Source organism: Methanobacterium congolense, from assembly GCF_900095295.1.
GTDB classification, from domain to species: domain Archaea; phylum Methanobacteriota; class Methanobacteria; order Methanobacteriales; family Methanobacteriaceae; genus Methanobacterium_C; species Methanobacterium_C congolense.
This window is the reverse complement of record NZ_LT607756.1, coordinates 18,206-34,372: the sequence shown is the minus strand read 5'-3', so window position 1 is coordinate 34,372 and position 16,167 is coordinate 18,206. Positions and strand designations below refer to the sequence as shown.

The 16,167-nt window shown below is 40.8% G+C and carries 15 protein-coding genes; 7 read left to right on the top strand and 8 right to left on the bottom strand.

Annotation, left to right across the window (positions count from 1 at the left end; genetic code table 11):
* The first annotated feature begins 202 nt into the window (after positions 1 to 202).
* On the top strand, positions 203 to 991 hold the full coding sequence (locus MCBB_RS00175; protein ID WP_071905711.1) for an HAD family hydrolase: 789 nt from the start codon (positions 203 to 205) through the stop codon (positions 989 to 991).
* 272 nt (positions 992 to 1,263) lie between these two features.
* On the opposite strand, the gene MCBB_RS00170 is transcribed toward MCBB_RS00175, so the two are convergent.
* Together MCBB_RS00170 and MCBB_RS00165 are read right to left on the bottom strand one after the other, a co-directional pair.
* Positions 1,264 to 2,370, bottom strand: coding sequence for a DUF362 domain-containing protein (locus MCBB_RS00170; protein ID WP_071905710.1), 1,107 nt, complete (start codon positions 2,368 to 2,370; stop codon positions 1,264 to 1,266).
* A gap of 88 nt (positions 2,371 to 2,458) precedes the next feature.
* Positions 2,459 to 3,205: a sugar phosphate isomerase/epimerase family protein gene (locus MCBB_RS00165; protein ID WP_331709809.1), complete on the bottom strand. Its 747-nt coding sequence runs from the start codon at positions 3,203 to 3,205 to the stop codon at positions 2,459 to 2,461.
* A gap of 262 nt (positions 3,206 to 3,467) precedes the next feature.
* Here MCBB_RS00165 and MCBB_RS00160 point away from each other — a divergent pair, with 262 nt between their 5' ends.
* The 5 genes from MCBB_RS00160 (at position 3,468) to MCBB_RS00140 (ending at position 8,295) form a co-directional block, all read left to right on the top strand.
* Entirely contained in the window at positions 3,468 to 3,737 is a 270-nt protein-coding gene (locus MCBB_RS00160) for a hypothetical protein (protein ID WP_071905708.1), read from the top strand.
* Positions 3,738 to 4,233: 496 nt separating this feature from the next.
* Entirely contained in the window at positions 4,234 to 4,662 is a 429-nt protein-coding gene (locus MCBB_RS00155) for a PadR family transcriptional regulator (RefSeq protein WP_231916373.1), read from the top strand.
* Positions 4,663 to 4,664: 2 nt separating this feature from the next.
* Positions 4,665 to 5,738: an ATP-binding cassette domain-containing protein gene (locus MCBB_RS00150; protein WP_071905707.1), complete on the top strand. Its 1,074-nt coding sequence runs from the start codon at positions 4,665 to 4,667 to the stop codon at positions 5,736 to 5,738.
* Between the two features lie 19 nt (positions 5,739 to 5,757).
* A complete protein-coding gene (locus MCBB_RS00145) occupies positions 5,758 to 6,930 on the top strand; it encodes an ABC transporter permease (protein ID WP_071907933.1) in 1,173 nt (390 codons plus the stop codon).
* A gap of 126 nt (positions 6,931 to 7,056) precedes the next feature.
* Positions 7,057 to 8,295, top strand: coding sequence for a beta-alanine-activating enzyme beta-propeller domain-containing protein (locus tag MCBB_RS00140; protein WP_071905706.1), 1,239 nt, complete (start codon positions 7,057 to 7,059; stop codon positions 8,293 to 8,295).
* 365 nt (positions 8,296 to 8,660) lie between these two features.
* Here MCBB_RS00140 and albA read toward each other — a convergent pair whose 3' ends face one another.
* The 6 genes from albA to MCBB_RS00110 all read right to left on the bottom strand — a co-directional run bounded on the left by albA (position 8,661) and on the right by MCBB_RS00110 (position 14,405).
* Positions 8,661 to 8,936 (bottom strand): DNA-binding protein Alba, encoded by a 276-nt coding sequence (gene albA / locus MCBB_RS00135; protein ID WP_071905705.1) that lies wholly within the window; start codon positions 8,934 to 8,936, stop codon positions 8,661 to 8,663.
* A 318-nt stretch (positions 8,937 to 9,254) separates the two neighbouring features.
* The gene (locus MCBB_RS00130; protein WP_145975974.1) at positions 9,255 to 10,001 is read right to left on the bottom strand and encodes an ATP-binding response regulator; all 747 of its coding nucleotides are present in this window, start codon (positions 9,999 to 10,001) and stop codon (positions 9,255 to 9,257) included.
* A gap of 75 nt (positions 10,002 to 10,076) precedes the next feature.
* On the bottom strand, positions 10,077 to 11,594 hold the full coding sequence (locus MCBB_RS00125; protein ID WP_071905703.1) for a 2-isopropylmalate synthase: 1,518 nt from the start codon (positions 11,592 to 11,594) through the stop codon (positions 10,077 to 10,079).
* 67 nt (positions 11,595 to 11,661) lie between these two features.
* Positions 11,662 to 12,447 (bottom strand): DUF63 family protein, encoded by a 786-nt coding sequence (locus MCBB_RS00120; RefSeq protein ID WP_071905702.1) that lies wholly within the window; start codon positions 12,445 to 12,447, stop codon positions 11,662 to 11,664.
* Positions 12,448 to 12,531: 84 nt separating this feature from the next.
* A complete protein-coding gene (locus tag MCBB_RS00115) occupies positions 12,532 to 13,179 on the bottom strand; it encodes a PHP domain-containing protein (protein ID WP_071905701.1) in 648 nt (215 codons plus the stop codon).
* A 200-nt stretch (positions 13,180 to 13,379) separates the two neighbouring features.
* Positions 13,380 to 14,405, bottom strand: coding sequence for a DUF1786 domain-containing protein (locus MCBB_RS00110; RefSeq protein ID WP_071905700.1), 1,026 nt, complete (start codon positions 14,403 to 14,405; stop codon positions 13,380 to 13,382).
* 311 nt (positions 14,406 to 14,716) lie between these two features.
* On the opposite strand from MCBB_RS00110, the gene MCBB_RS00105 reads away from it, so the two are divergent.
* Positions 14,717 to 16,009, top strand: a complete 1,293-nt coding sequence (locus tag MCBB_RS00105; RefSeq protein WP_071905699.1) for a TrpB-like pyridoxal phosphate-dependent enzyme — start codon at positions 14,717 to 14,719, stop codon at positions 16,007 to 16,009.
* Positions 16,010 to 16,167 lie beyond the last annotated feature (158 nt).

Sequence of the window (16,167 nt, the reverse complement as noted above, 5' to 3'; positions counted from 1 at the left end):
TGGTTTTATAGATAATTAAAAATAATATAAAGGAATATAAATATTTTTGAATAATTTAAATTGTTAATATTAAATTTAAAAGATTTTAACAGTTTTAAATATTTTTAAGGTTTATCATACTTTCTATGGAATTTTCAATACTACCTGAGTTAGCACCACAAATTTAATGTATTAAACCAACAACATTATTTCAGTTGATAGTATGAAAGCCGTTGTCTTCGATAACTCAGGAACACTTATTAAAAGGTACAAGGCCATCAAGAACCTTAAAAATGGTGTTATATGCCACGACGTGAGTTCAATTGATGTTGTGGACTACGATCATGAGAGGGCCCTGGTGGTGCTCCAGACCGATCCATTAAATTGCATAGTCAGGGCCAGACCTGACCAGACCATACACGATTTCCTTAAGAAACATGATGTCAAGTTCGATGTGAGTTACTCATCCAGGGACGTTGCAAATGAGGACCTTCTTGAGGCCATAAAAAATGATAAAGGACGTGTTAAGGATATAGTGGACACACTGGATGCAGTTGTTGAGAGAAAGTACAACGTTCAGATATGCAGTGGATCAGGATTTATAGTGAACCTTGAAAGGGGTGAAGTTGAGTTTACAATAACCGCTGGCGGGAAACTCTTCAACGAAGTTCCTGATGTTATTCAAGAGCTTAAAAATAGAGGTACAGATATCTTCGTTGCATCTGGAGACAGGACAGGATCCCTTGAGGAACTTGCACGGTTCATAAATATTCCAAAGGAGAATGTATTTGGCACAGCCAACTCCAAGAGGAAGAAAGAGATCGTGGCGGAGCTGAAAGAGAACTACAAGGTTATGATGGTTGGAAACAGCGCAAACGACATTCTTGCACTTGAAGAGGCAGATGTTGGAGTTCTGACTGTGCAGCAGGGTGACGAAACACCCCAGAGGGTTTTTGACGCTGCAGACGTGGTTGTGGAGAACATCAGGGACATACTGGAAATTGATTTCTAACTTCTTTAGCCCACTATACTCTTTATAAAGATTTAAATTGAGTTTTAATGGATTTTTGTTCATTTTTAAAGATTTTCCATGTGATCCTTTCAGTTCAATTTTCTACTGTAGAAATTAGGGTTTCAGGCAGGGGTTCTGAACTCTTATGTGAAACCATGATTTGAAAGAAAATATTTCTACTGTAGAAAAAATTCGGAGGGTCGAAATCTTCCATTAACCATTAAAATATTGCATTAAGAATTAAAAATAAGTAATTAAAGATAAAAATGTATTTAAGGTAGTTTTATCAGTTCGTAGTCTGCAGTTCCAAGTCCAACTGCTTCACCGTACTGGATCTGCACCCTTCCATCCACTTCATCCCAAACACCCTGGAACTTGTCTCCACCGTGCTGATGATTCTTGTGGAGGTGGGAGTTTTCAAAGCCATTCTCCTGATTTACGAGGTCATAGCTTGCAGCATCAAGTGCAACGGGATCTGATGAAGCCAGTATCCCTATATCTGGCACTATTGGTCTGTCGCTCCATGGGAGGCAGTCACAGTCTGGAGTTATGTTCATGAGGAAGTTAATGTATCCAACTTTACCTTTCTTGTTTTTAACGGCTCCGTAGGCGTATTCAACCATTCTCTCCATGAAGGTTTCCATTTCATCCCATGGAAGATCTATTGCCATCTCAGGGCAGTTGTCCACACAGTTGTTGCATCCTATACAGCCCCCATAGTCTATAATCGCCATTTGATCTTCAAGGATCATCGCATCAACTGGACAGAGCTGGATGCACGTTCCACAGCCAGTGCAGAGTTCGTTGATAAGTGGCTTGGCACATTCGTGCTGTTCTATTTTTCCAGGGGCTGCGGCACAGCCCATTGCAAGGTTCTTTATGGCCCCTCCAAATCCGCTCATTCCATGGCCCTTGAAGTGGGATAGAACCATCATGCTGTCGGAATCTTCAATATCCCCTGCAATTTTAACCCTTTTGAAGTGTTTAAGTTCCACTTCCACGTGCCTCCAGTTACCTCCCCTGAGCCCATCAGCTATTATCAGGGGCGCCCCTGCAACAGCGAAGTCAAATCCATGGAGCACCGCTGTTTTTGTGTGCCCAACAGAGTCGTGCCTGCTTCCATAGTAAAGGGTGTTGGTGTCTGTTAAGAATGGTTTGGCACCGGTTTCAGCTATTTTATCAACAACTTGCCTTACAAAAACAGGATTGATATAGGAATCGTTTCCCTCCTCACCGAAGTGCAGCTTAACCCCAGTTATGTCATCTTCCCGGAGCATTTCTGCAAATCCCGCAGCTTCAAAAAGCCTTCTTATCTTATTCACCTTACTGTCCTCAGGAGTCCTTGACCTGAAATCCGTGAAGTAAACCTTGCTCGCCATTTTTTTATCCCCCGATCAGTATAATAAAGAAATGCCTTTAATTTGCTTACATTCCTTTATTTTTAACTTTAAATTAAATTTAAAAACTTTAAAAATTCTTTAAAAGAACTTCCCTGCTTTTTAAAACGTTCTGATAGTTGTTGAGTTCAATTATGATATTGTCCAGGCCGTGAAGTACCTTCAAATCCAGTGTTCCCTCCCCCAGGGCAAGGTGCTGATCCCTCTCTCCATCGTTGTCACTCAGGTGGTGGTAGAATATTCCATCAAGTTCAAGAAACTTTCCAGGGTCACCAAAGGTGTTGGCATGGCCTATGTCAACAGTTGCACGGCAACCACATTCATCCAGGAAGTACTGGTGTTCATCGGGACTGTTGCAGAAGTAGGCGTACCTTGCAGGCATGTTCTCCAAAGAGAGTATCACTCCCCTATCCTCTGCATATTTTACTGCCTCCTGAAGGGTTTCAATGGCCAGTTTCATCCCCATATCCCTAACTCTATCTTCAAGACGATGAATTAAACCAGGATGTGTTGTTATGGCAATGGCATCGATTTCAACCGCCATATCAATGGTTTCCTTGATCTGGCGCAGGGTTTCCTCCCTGATTCCTGTGTTCAGACTTGCAGGGTTCATGTCTATGGTCGGGGCGTGGAGGTAAACATCCACATCGTAGGATCTGAATATCTGTAGGTCATCCCTGTAAAGGTTCAGGGCGTTTCTTGGCCAGGTCCACGGTCCTTCGCACAGGATCTCCATCATGCTGAATCCATCCTTCTCTGCAGTCTGAAGCCATTCCTCAAAGGACTTTACAAAAAGTGCAAGCGTTGAGAATCCGATTTTAATGTTATCAAACCCCTTAAAACGTTTCCAGAAAATTTATTAGTATTTAAGAGTTTATGTTCCTACCTAATTTATTATTTTTCAATTCTTGTTATGATGATGGGATATTATATACTGATGTGGGAAGGATATCTTAACAACCAATGGAGATCAAAGATATGGATAAATCTTAGATCAGGATAAGAGATTAATTATGGAATTATTAAATTATGGAATTAAGAGAGGAGTATACATTTATTAAGTTCAGTAGCGTGATAGAATGGATAGAAAAGTGATTCTAGGAATCGTACTCGGAGCCATCACCTTCGTGGTTGTAACATTCCTTGCATGGGAGGTACTGCTCTGGATGGGTTACTCTGTAGGCACCAAGATGCCTGGACAAAACTTCCAGAAGGCCATTGCAGTTTTATTCGGAGCTGTGGGAGCTTCATTTGCCTACACATTAATCAACGGCCATAAAAATCCCCCAAAACCTGAGGATAAACTGGATGTCGTTGAGATGATGAAAGATTTCGGTAAAAAGATGTGAAATCTTCTAATTTATTTTTTGATGAGTTTTTATTTGTTTAATTTAAATTTTGATTTAAAAAATTGGATATAGAGGAATCCTGTTTTGTTTGAAGGATTTTTTAGAAAAGGATTTTTTAGAAATTTTTTTAGAGATTAATCTTCTTTTTCAAATTTTAGATTTACCTCTTAACTCAATTCACTCTTTTTTTCCAGTATGCACAAATTTTATATATGAAAAAAATGTTAGGTTTACCTAATTAGGGTTACCTAAGATTTTAAGTGGGGTGCTTCGATCTTCAGTTGCTAAGGATAACAATTAGGGGAAGCATTGGATTTAAAATAGAAAAAAAGTTCGCATGTTGGGGATTGAACCTGCGATCCTCTGAAGGTCTGCACCCAACCCTTTATATACTACGTAAGACTACGTTAGATGTATCAAATTTTGATATATCTAAAATTCAACTATTGAATGAAAGATCCTACAAGGGATTTTTAGCCCTTAAAGGAGGAATTGAGTGAGTTCTGAAGACAATGATAAAGTTTTAAATTGTGATGATTTGAAGGAGCTTTTGAACTACGATAAAAAAATTTTGAAAGGGGTAATGAGGGGATTCAGTAAACTGTTCATACTGTGGATAATCGGCAAAGAGAGACAGCATGGATACGAAATAATGAGCAAAATAAACGATTTTTCCCATTCAAATGCTGGAAAAGTGAGTGGCCCAAGTACCATATATCCGGTACTCCATGAACTTGAAGGTAAAGGACTTATAAAAGGTACATGGGAATCTCAGGGTAAAAGAAAGATAAAATATTACGAAATCACTGAAAATGGTGAAGCAACCCTCGTTAGACTGAAAAAAATTTTTAAATGTCATTTAACACCGTATAAAGAAGAATTTTTAGGTGATATGTTCATCAAGAAGGAAGAGGAGGACTTTTAATTATGAAATACGCTATAGAAACCTTCGATCTTACCAAGAGATACAAGGACTTTTTAGCAGTTGATGCCTTGAATTTGAAGGTTAAGGACAAGAGCATATTTGGATTTTTAGGCCCAAATGGGGCGGGAAAAACAACCACCATAAAGATGCTTAACTGTCTCATTCAGCCCACTTCTGGAACCGCCCAGGTATCTGGATACGATGTTGTCAAAAATCCAAATGAAGTAAGGCAGAAGATCGGTATGGTTCCACAGCTTGTGAGTCTCTACGGTGATTTAACCGTCAGGGAGAACGTGGAAATGTGTGCAGATTACTATGGAATCGATGAAGACATCAAGGAAGACAGAATAGTGGACCTGATGGAACTTGTTGATATCAAGTACGCTGAGAAGAAGCTTGTGAAACAGCTTTCTGGAGGTCAGAAGCAGAAGGTTTCAGTTGTTGCAAGCCTTGTTCACCAGCCAGACATTCTCTTCCTGGACGAACCAACCATTGGACTTGATCCAACAACCAAAAGAGTTCTTTGGGACCTTATAGAGGAGCTGAACAACAAGGGCCATACCATAATCCTTTGCTCCCACGATATGTACGAAGTTGAGATGCTCTGCGACAACGTGGGTATCATAAACGCAGGTAAACTGGCTGCATTCGACACCCCACAGGGACTTAAGGATACCATGATGAGAGAGAAGGATGCTGAAGGTGATGCGAACATCAGCCAGATCATGAAGGACCTTGAAAGTGAAAGTTCCATGAAAGAAACAGATTCATTCGGAAAACTTAAAGAAGCCATGTCAACGTATGAAAAAGAAAATACACGAGAAATAAGTGTTATGATGAGTAATTTAAGTCCAGAAATAATGAAAACCATTGAAGAACTTCCATACGTCTTTGAAATGTACAAGGACCATTCTGAAAGGGTAACCCTGTCCATAAGCAAGACAGATGACAGTATCACGGATCTGATAGCCACCATAATAGAACACGGCGGAAAGATAACATCCATACACACGAAGGATCCATCCCTTGAGGACGTGTTCATGAGTGTTACCTCTAAAAAAATGGAAGGTGAGTAATTTGGAAACCAAGAAGATAATGTGGATGATCAAGAAGGACATACTGGTCCTCTGGAGACATAAACCACGTTTAATATCATTGTTCCTATTTCCCATACTCATGATAGCTCTCTTCGGCTATGGAATGGGGGGAGAAATTAAAAACATTCCTGTGGTTGTTGTTACACAGAGCAACGGCACAGTGACTGATGCTACACTGAATGCAATTAAAGGTGTGGATCTGTACGATGTAAAGGGGATAATAACGGATCCCAATGAAGGAAAACGTATGGTTGAAACTGGGAAGGTTAAGGCTGCCATAATCCTGCCGAGTGATTATGAGAACATGACGAGTCAACAGCCAAAGACGGTGATCACCTACGTTGATTCGTCGGATCAGATGGCAACCCAGTCCCTCGTACCTACAACCCAGGCGCTTTTCACCCAGATATCAAACCAGATCGGTATGCAGAAGATCTCAGCTGCGACTGGTAGTTCCCAGTTACAGGTGCAGTCAACAGGCGTCAACGCATCCAGTTCAGGATTAAGCACTTTAAGCATCCAGAATATGATGAACTCCGTTAACTTCGAGATAAACAAGCTTTACGGTGATATTAAATACATAGACTTCCTTGTACCAGCTATACTGGCCATGACGGTCATGTTCTCAGCCATGATGGGTATGGGAGAATCAATAGCCGGTGAACGTGAGAGAGGAGAACTTGCAAGACTTTTCATGACCCCTACAAGTGTTGCAAGTGTTATTGGTGGTAAAATCATATCCAAGCTCACAATAGAAACCTTTAGAGCGCTGATACTAATAGTGGCAGCAATGGTTCTCTTCAGCATTACCATTAACGGAAGCATATTGCTTACACTACTGATACTGGTCCTGTCGGTGCTGTGTTTCGTTGGATTTGGAATAATGATATCTGCAAGGGTGAACAGTCAGGAGGACTACATTCAGATCGTCATGCCATTCACAATGCCAATGATGTTCGTTTCAGGGGTTTTCTATCCAATAGAAACGATGCCATGGGTATTCCAGAAGATAGCATACATATTCCCACTGACCTATGCAAACGATGCAATGAGGGCAGTTATGCTTAAGGGAGTGGGTATTGGAGGAGTATGGATCGACATAGCTGTTCTGCTCGGTTTCACACTGCTCTTCTTCGCACTGGGAGTTAGAAGGTTCAACAGGGATGTTTGATCCCTGTACGATCTAACTTTGAATGTGAAAAAACCAGTTCAATGATTTAAAAATGAATTAAAATGATTAAGTACAGTTGTAACTGAAAAAAATAGTTACAATTAATATTACAGGAGTACAATTGATATGCTTGAAAAAAAGAGTATTTTAATAGGATTTCTCATGGTATGTGTCTTAGCAGGTACCGCTTCAGCTGCACCTGCTGCAGCTTCTGACTGGACCATGTTCCATGAAAATTTGCTGCACACAGGTTCCGTTGCACAGCCTGCTGATTTTTCCCCGAACACATGGATCTTCAATGCAAAATCAGCAATACAATCATCTCCAGCCATACTCAACAAGATAATCTACTTTGGATCGCTGGATGGAACAGTTCATGCAGTTTACCTTGTGAATGGTACAAGTAACTGGACCTATAAAACAGGGGGAAAGGTTTTATCATCCCCTGCAGTAGCTAACAGCACCCTTTACATCGGTTCAATGGACGGGTACCTTTACGCCGAGTACACTGCAAACGGTACTGTTAAATGGAAGTATAAAACCGATGATGGTATAGAATCCTCCCCTGCAGTGGACGGTTCAAATGTTTACGTAGGATCCAATGATGGAAAGGTATACGCACTCGATTCTGAAGATGGAAACCTTTTATGGAGCTTTAAAACTGGAGATGCAGTTACATCATCACCCACAATATTAAATGGAACTCTCTACGTTGGATCAGACGACGGTAAGGTTTACGCCATAAACACCAAAAATGGAAGCGAAGAATGGGATTTCACAACTGGAGATAATGTTAAATCATCACCTGCACTTTCAAATGGAACTCTCTACGTTGGATCCGATGATGGAACCCTTTACGCATTGAATGCAACCGATGGATCCCTTGAATGGACCTACGATATGGGCAAATCAGTTGAATCTTCCCCAACCATCGATGAAAGGGACAACAGTTTATTTGTAGGCGCCGATAATGGTGAAGTTGCATGCCTTGACACCAGGGATGGAACTGAAAAATGGACCTACAATGCCACAGGTGCTGTTAAAACAACCCCTGCACTCTACTCAAACAGGATCATGTTTGGATCAGATGGTGGAACCGTTTACGTTCTGAACAAGTACACAGGTAATGAGGAGTGGAGCTATGAACCAGGATACTACCTTTTAAACTCTCCAATCCGTTCATCCCCTGTTACCTATGGTAACATGGCTTACATGGGTAGTAATGATGGATACCTTTACGCTCTGAACATCGACAAGGAGAGTGCCCCAACATCGATCTTCGCATACTACATAGTGGGTGGAGCAATCGTGTTGATAGCTGTACTCATTGTTTTGAGGAAGCTTGGAGGAAGGAAGAAGAAATAGAGGTTTTTAAACCTCTTAATTTTTTTATTTTTATATAACTAAAATGAAATCCATTTTATGGTTTTTAAAATAGGATAAACAAACATTAAAACGGCAAACGCTTCTAAAATTCCCATTTTAATCTTTAAAAATTGTTTAAAGTGTTAAGTTTCTTCAAATTATTTTTAAAACTTGATTAATGCGTGAAGATTTAAGTTAGTGAAAAAGTGAAATTTGAAGGGCGTATTTGTTTTTTTAACGTGTATTCAGTTGTATGTGCCCTAAAAGGAGAATTTCAAAAAACAGCACACGAATTATGGAGATTGAATCTTCAACTTTAAAAAAAATGAAACCTGATGGTTTCATTGGGGGTTTCTTACACTGATTTAGTTCTTGCAAAGCTGTATTTCAATGGCAGAAACGTTTGTGGATGATCCTTCGTTGTTAAGGATTTCCTCAGTACATATGTCTATGGTTCCAATATCTACGTCGGTTATGAACCTGTTCCTTACAATCTCAGCAACGTCAACTGCCCTGCTTATGGCTCGTCCCCTGGCTTTTAAAATAACCTCTGTAGTTCCGCCATTCATCTGGGTTACGACTGCTAAAACATAGTTCATTACCGGTTTGTTTCCAATGTATACAACATTTTCCTCTGACATCACTTTAACCTCCAAAGAATACACTACTTTCTTTAATCTTTTTAATATTATATATATCTTGTGTTATGTCTTTTGTTCAGCATGTATAGGTGCTCAGGGAATGTAAAAAGAGATGGATTTTCTGGAGAGCTATTTAAATCAATCACCATCCAATTTTAAAGCTCAAGAATGAAATATTCCATGAAAACTATGCAAGGTGAAAAATTGAATAAAAAAAGTCCATTAAGGGGAAATATTATTTTTGAAGGATTAAGGCTGATGATCCCTCCTTTAAAGGGAGTGTAGAATAATCTTTTTGTGGGTGAAAAAAGATTCTGCCTAGGACCTGCTGAAGGTTACGATGAACCCATCTTCTTCTCCATTTTCATCCTTTATAACTGCCACTTTTCCCTTAAGAGACACTTTGGATCCGTCTTTGGATACCACTTCAATGTTCTTAAATTCTGCCCCATCGTTTGAAGAGACTTTTTCCTTAAAGGATGTTAAGTCATTAAAATCTTCTAAAAAATCCTTCAAATCCTTACCAACTACTTCAGATTCCTTCCATCCAATTAGAGATTCAGCATTCTCATTCACCAGTTTGATCCTGCCATCTGAATCCGTTGCTATGATACCCTGGTTTATACTTCCAAGCATTGCAGAGAAGAGCCTGTCATGATCCTTCTCTATCTTGTGCCTGTACAGGGTTATTTCTATGGCCGTGTGAAGCTCACTTTCCTCAAATGGCTTCTTTATCAACCCAGTTCTCTCTTTGAGTATGTATCCTGAGGGTTCTGTTACCTTGGCTCGTTGAACAGTAGTTTCATCTGAATAGGCAGTGAGGTATATAACTGGAATGTCGTAGCGCACCCTTATCTGACCTGCAGCTTCGATTCCATCCATTTCTCCCTTTAACTTTATGTCCATGAGCACGAGGTCGGGTTTCAGTTCCCCTGCCTTTTCTATGGCATCTTCACCTGATGAAACGATTGCAGGAACAGTGTACCCTGCAAATTCAAGCCCGCTCTTTATGTCTTCTGCTGTAATAAGTTCATCCTCAACAACCAAAATCTTTGCATCACCCAACTGCATCCCCTCTCAATTTTTTAAATGACTACTGAAATCTATTGTAACATTTTATTTAAGAGTGTTCTTATTTAATTATCGTTCAACAAGGATCTTGTTTATGGAATCCAGAACAGCTTCCACGCTGGCCATTACCACGTCGTCAACTGTTGATCTTCCTGTTGCTTTGTTACCCTTTTTATCACCCATTATAACGAAAACTTCAGCCAGTGCATTTGTACCACCGGTTATGGCTTCAATGTGGTACTCCTTGAGTTCTATGTCTGCACTTTCACTTACAAGGCTTTGTATTGCATTTATGGCTGCATCAACAGGGCCAACTCCAGTTTTTGCAGCGGTTTTTGTTTGTCCGCCTATGTTGAGCTTGACTGTTGCAGTTGGAAGCACGTTGTCCCCTGTCATCACTGAGAATCCTTCAAGTTTCACTATCTCTTTCTTGGCTTTTCCAAGGACTGTTTGAGCCATTGCCTTCAGATCAGCATCTGTAATACATTTACCCTTATCTCCAAGACTTTTAACCTGATTGAAAACCCTTTCGAACTGTTCCTCGTTTAGTTCTATTCCGTATTCATCGAGTTTTGCCCTTATTGCATTTGCACCTGTGTGTTTTCCCAGAACTATTCTCCTTGTGTGTCCGACCATTTCAGGGGTTATTGGCTCGTATGTTTCAGCTTTTTGGAGCACTCCATGGACGTGGATACCTGCCTCATGTGCGAATGCATTTTCTCCAACGATGGCCTTGTTTGGAGGCATCTTTATACCCGTGATCCTGGATACGAATTCTGACATGTCAACCAGGAGTTCGGTCTGGATGTTGGTCTTGATATTGTACCGGGTTGTGAGTGCCATTACAAGTTCTTCAAGGGATGCGTTTCCTGCACGTTCCCCCAGTCCGTTGATGGTTGCGTGCACCTGCTGGGCACCTGCTTCAACTGCAGCCAGGGAGTTTGCAACTGCCAGTCCGAAGTCATCATGACAGTGCACACTTATGGGAATGTTGATCTCCTGCTTAAGCTCAGATATGAGGTAGTTCATTGAGGTTGGTATCATGACACCAACTGTGTCAGGCACGTTTATACAGTCTGCACCTGCATCCTCCACTGCAGTGTAGATCTCCTTCAAGTAGTCGAATTCTGTTCTTGTGGCATCTTCAGCTGAAAATTCTGCTGTTATACCATGATCCTTTATGTATTCAACCCCTTCAACAGCTTTGTTAAGGATCTCTTCCTTGCTCATTTTGAGCTTGTACTCCCTGTGGAGGGGGGAGGTTCCTATGAAGGTGTGTATGTAGTCAACTCCACAGTCAATGGCTGCATCTAAATCTTTCTTCAGGGGTCTTGCCAAACCGCAGATACTGGAGTTTAAATCTAGTTTAAGTATTTCACGTGCTGCTTTTCGTTCACCAGGTGATGAAACTGGAAATCCCACTTCTATTGTGTCAACGCCCAGTTTGTCCAATTTTTTTGCAATTCTTATCTTTTCATCAACTGTTATTGCAACACCGGGTGTTTGTTCTCCATCTCTTAGAGTTGTATCGAATATTCTTACCTTTTCAGGTAGATTCATTGTCTTTTTTACCGTTTCTATATACATTAAAAGACCTCATTTGGTTTGACATTAGTATTATATTGATCGTAGCTCCTAGATAAAAAAATTGTTGTTAGAAGGTTCCCATGCTGAGGCTCAGGAAATTTCTCAAACCAGGAGCAAGACCCAAAATGAATATTGCAAGCTTCAACATGTTCCTTATGGTTTTATCCTCAATGTAAGTATCTATAACATACAGTGCAGATATTATAATGACTATCTTCAACGGGTACATCACGAAAGCTGTTCCTGTAAGCTGGGTGAGGGCATTTGGGAGTACGTGCTGCTCTCCGTATCCATAGAAGTCAACTGCAATGTAGGTGGAACTTGCATCAAAGATATGGGCCAAAAGTATGCCCAGATTAAATTTATCTTTGATTAAGGACCATTTATTCCTTAGAAGTACAAATGGTGCTGATATGAGCGCCCATATACCTATAACCTGGAAGAACGCCGTGAAGTTAATTGGTCCCATGTAAAAGATGTTGGGCACGCACATCAAAGCCCCAACTGTGAATATTGTGTACCTGTAATCAATATTCGTCTTTTTTTCTATGTAAACCGATGCAAGCACCGTTGCAATAGCTGTGAATCCTGTTAAAAAGTAGATTCCCGGGGTGACAAGGATGTAGGTTAATGGGTAGATTCCATTGTCAACCAGGGCCCTTGCACCTGAACCAAAGAATATGAATGGTATTAAAGGTATGAAAAGGTCTTCTGGATCCTTTTTTATGTGCTGGAACATTTTTATAATCAGAATAACGAATATGCCAAGTATTATCCCGAATACAACTGTGTTCAGAACTGTGTAGCCAGGGTGCAGGTAGATGAAGTATTCCCTTATGAAATCAAGGATCATGGATAAATGTTGGTGGTCTATCGTATTAAGCCTAACCATCAACTGAAATTATTAAAAATGGAGGTGTTTGATGGAACCTGATCCTTAAAGCTTCTTGATCTTCTTGTTTATAACTTCCTTGACTATGAGTGGAAGAGGAGTCCTATCACCGAATACATTGGTTTTTCCAGCTTTTATGGCTTTTAGTACTTCACTTTCAGATGGATCAGAATCAACATCGGTTATGCAGCTTCCTATTGCCCCCAGGAAATGTGCATCGCTTGAACCTATCTGGGGAAGTTCCCTTTTGGCTGCAAGGTTTTTAGCACGCCAGTTTGAGTATCCAAAAACGTAACGGGAGTTCATGGTCTCTATAGCATCTATGTCAAGCTTCTTCACATGATCACATAGCCCGTCCCTGTACTTGACGAATGGGTGTGCAGCAACTGCAATACCCCCAAGGTCGCGAATGGCTTCAACTGTTTTTTCGGGGGACATTCCCCTTTCAACATCTTCCCTTATGCCCAGTGCAACAATGTGCCCCTTGCTGGAGGTTACCTCTGCTGCAGGTATCACAAGGATGTCTTTGAAATCCTTCGACTCTTCTAGGGCAGCAAGCCCACCTTTGGTTGTGTCGTGGTCTGCCACTGCAATTGCATCCAGCCCTATGGTGATTGCCCTCTTGATTATGTCCCTGGGCTTTGCTGTGGAATCCTTTGAATATGTGCTGTGTATGTGGGGGTCCAGTATCATGTTACCATCCTGAATGAATTAATATCTTTAATTTTAACTATTTTATTTATTTTAAGTGAAATTTGTAATTTAAATATATTTTAAGTCAGTATTATGGATTTATTTCTTTTATTAATTAGACCTTTTTAATTTATATTTTAATTTTAAGAAAATTTGATTTACTTCTTGATTTACTTCAAATAGACTTGCTTTGAGATTAATTAGACCTGCTTTGAGAGTATGGTTTTTATGAGGCCTGCAGGTCCAGTCATCATAACGTCCCCTGCTGGGGCTGCGTAGTGAACCTTGAAATCAGCGTTCTGAAGGATCTTCCTCCTCGGTCCGGTTGCAACCACACATTCAAAGTCTCCAATTGCATCGTTGATGAGTGCTCCATGGCCTCCATCTGCATGAACCTCCTCATGGGTCAGGGTTCCATCTGCAAGTTTCTTAAGGAGGTAATCCAGTTTTTCAGGTGTCAGTGCACTGGTGTGATGTTCAAACACTCCGAACATCTTTTCTCCATCGAATGCAGCTGCAAGTGTGTGGCCATTTCCAACGTCCATTACTATGAACTTCTCCATAGATTCAACCTGTTCGTCGCAGGTTGCACCGCAGATGGATGCAAATTTGGAGTCCATCACGGTTGTTTTGTAGCCTTTAAGTGTCCTGAAAACAGCATTCATCCTTGTGAAGTATTCAGGTGCCTCATTGAAGTAGGCGAATTCTTCAGGGCCACGTGGAACATCCAGTTTTTCCCTTATCTTCATGAATCTGAAGTTTCTATCCCCAACACCCTCCATGTATCCATGATCCTGAACTGCAACTCCAATGTAATCGAATTCCAGTTCAACATCGAAGTTGGATAGTGCTGAACCTATTGCCTCAAGATCTATATCCTTAAATTCCATTTTAGCTATTTCAGGGTGTTTCTCCCCCTCCGGGACCACTTCAATGCCCATGGCCTTCACGCGGTTCAGGTCGTCCCTGACTGTTCTTGCTGCGTTCTCGGTCATGATCACCCTGTAACCCTTATCAAGGTGGTTCTTTATTGCGGTGTTTATTGGGCCGCCTCCCATTGTTTCACCCTTTATGAAGAGATCGTTCCTGTGTTTTCTTATCCTTTCTGCAAATATCCGCGTCGGTGACGGCATAACCAGTTTAACAGAGTTTTCAATGGGTTCGGAGGTGTCGTAAAGCATTATGTCCTGGGTTCCTGCACCCACATCGATGGTTAAGATCTTCATGGGGATCTATCTGTACCTAATTCAATATTAAATCATGGAATTTAAAATCATGAAAACTGGGATCATGGACACATTTAAATATTTCCCCCTCTAAAATTCACTCATTATTATGTGTTATGACGTGACCAGCCATTCCAATAGATGGCTGTGTGAAAGAATTAATGTACATATATGTACAATAAAGATTTAAATAATACATTTTGTTATATATTTAGTTTAGATAAGGAGATGGAAGAATAGTTTATAAAATGATTCATGAAGAGAGTCTTAATAGGACTTTGTGAAGATTCCATCCCTAAAAAGGTGATTTTATGTACAGAATCATGTTAGATGAAAAGGATGTTCCAAAAAAATGGTACAACATGGCCGCAGACCTGCCTGTGGAGCTTCCAGCACCAACACAGACAGAAGAAGGTCGTCAGCTTGAAAACTTACCAAAAATATTCTCTAAGGGCGTTTTAGAACAGGAAATGTCCACAGAAAGATGGATAGAGATTCCAAAAGAGGTTCGTGAAGTTTACAAAAAAGTGGGCAGGCCAAATCCGCTCTACAGGGCAAAGGGCCTTGAAGATTACCTGGACACCCCTGCGAAGATCTACTACAAACGTGAAGATCTTTCCCCAACAGGAAGCCACAAACTCAACAGTGCCATAGCACAGGCATACTACGCTAAAAAAGATGGTATAGAACGGCTAACAACAGAAACTGGTGCAGGACAATGGGGTACAGCTTTATCCCTTGCATGTTCCCTTATGGGACTTGATTGTACAGTTTACATGGTCAAAGTTTCCTTCCAGCAGAAACCTTACAGGAAAACTATAATGCAGCTCTACGATGGAGAAGTTCTGGCTTCCCCAACTGATAAAACATCATTCGGAAGGAAGGTACTTGCAGAAAATCCAAACACCCCAGGTTCACTTGGAATAGCTATATCTGAAGCTGTTGAGGATGCTTTAAGTGATGAAAAAACCTACTACTCCCTTGGAAGCGTTTTGAACCATGTACTGCTTCATCAGACCATCATAGGGCTTGAAACCAAGAAACAGTTTGAATCTATCGATGAAACACCTGACGTACTCGTTGGATGCGTTGGTGGAGGCAGTAACTTCGGTGGTGCAGCCTTCCCATTCATGAAGGACAAAATATCCGGAGACCTGGACTGTGAGTTCCTGGCTGTGGAACCTGCATCATGCCCAACACTCACCCAGGGAGAATACAGATACGACTACGGTGACACAGAAGGTTTAACACCTCTAATGAAGATGTACACACTGGGCCATGACTTCATACCACCATCAGTACACGCCGGAGGATTACGTTACCATGGAATGTCTCCTCTGGTTGCATTACTCGTGCACGAGGGACTCGTGAAGGGACGTACAGTCAAACAGACAGAAGTGTTCCAGACAGGACAGACCTTTGCAAAATGTGAGGGAGTTGTACCTGCACCTGAAACCTGCCACGCCATAAAAGTAGGAATGGACGAAGCAATTAAATGCAGGAAAACCGGAGAAGAGAAGAACATTCTCATCAACTTCTCAGGCCATGGAATGCTTGACCTTCAGGGCTACGGAGACTTCCTTGAAGGTAAATTAGAGGATTAAATCCTCTTAATTATTTTTTTTATTAATTCTAATTTTTGAGTTCATCCCAAATTCCTGAGCCAGGTAAATTAGGACTTTTTTAAAATTCAGATTGAGTTGAAATGGGTAGTTGAAATATTTATTTATACTCATGGGATCATAGATTATTTTAGACTATA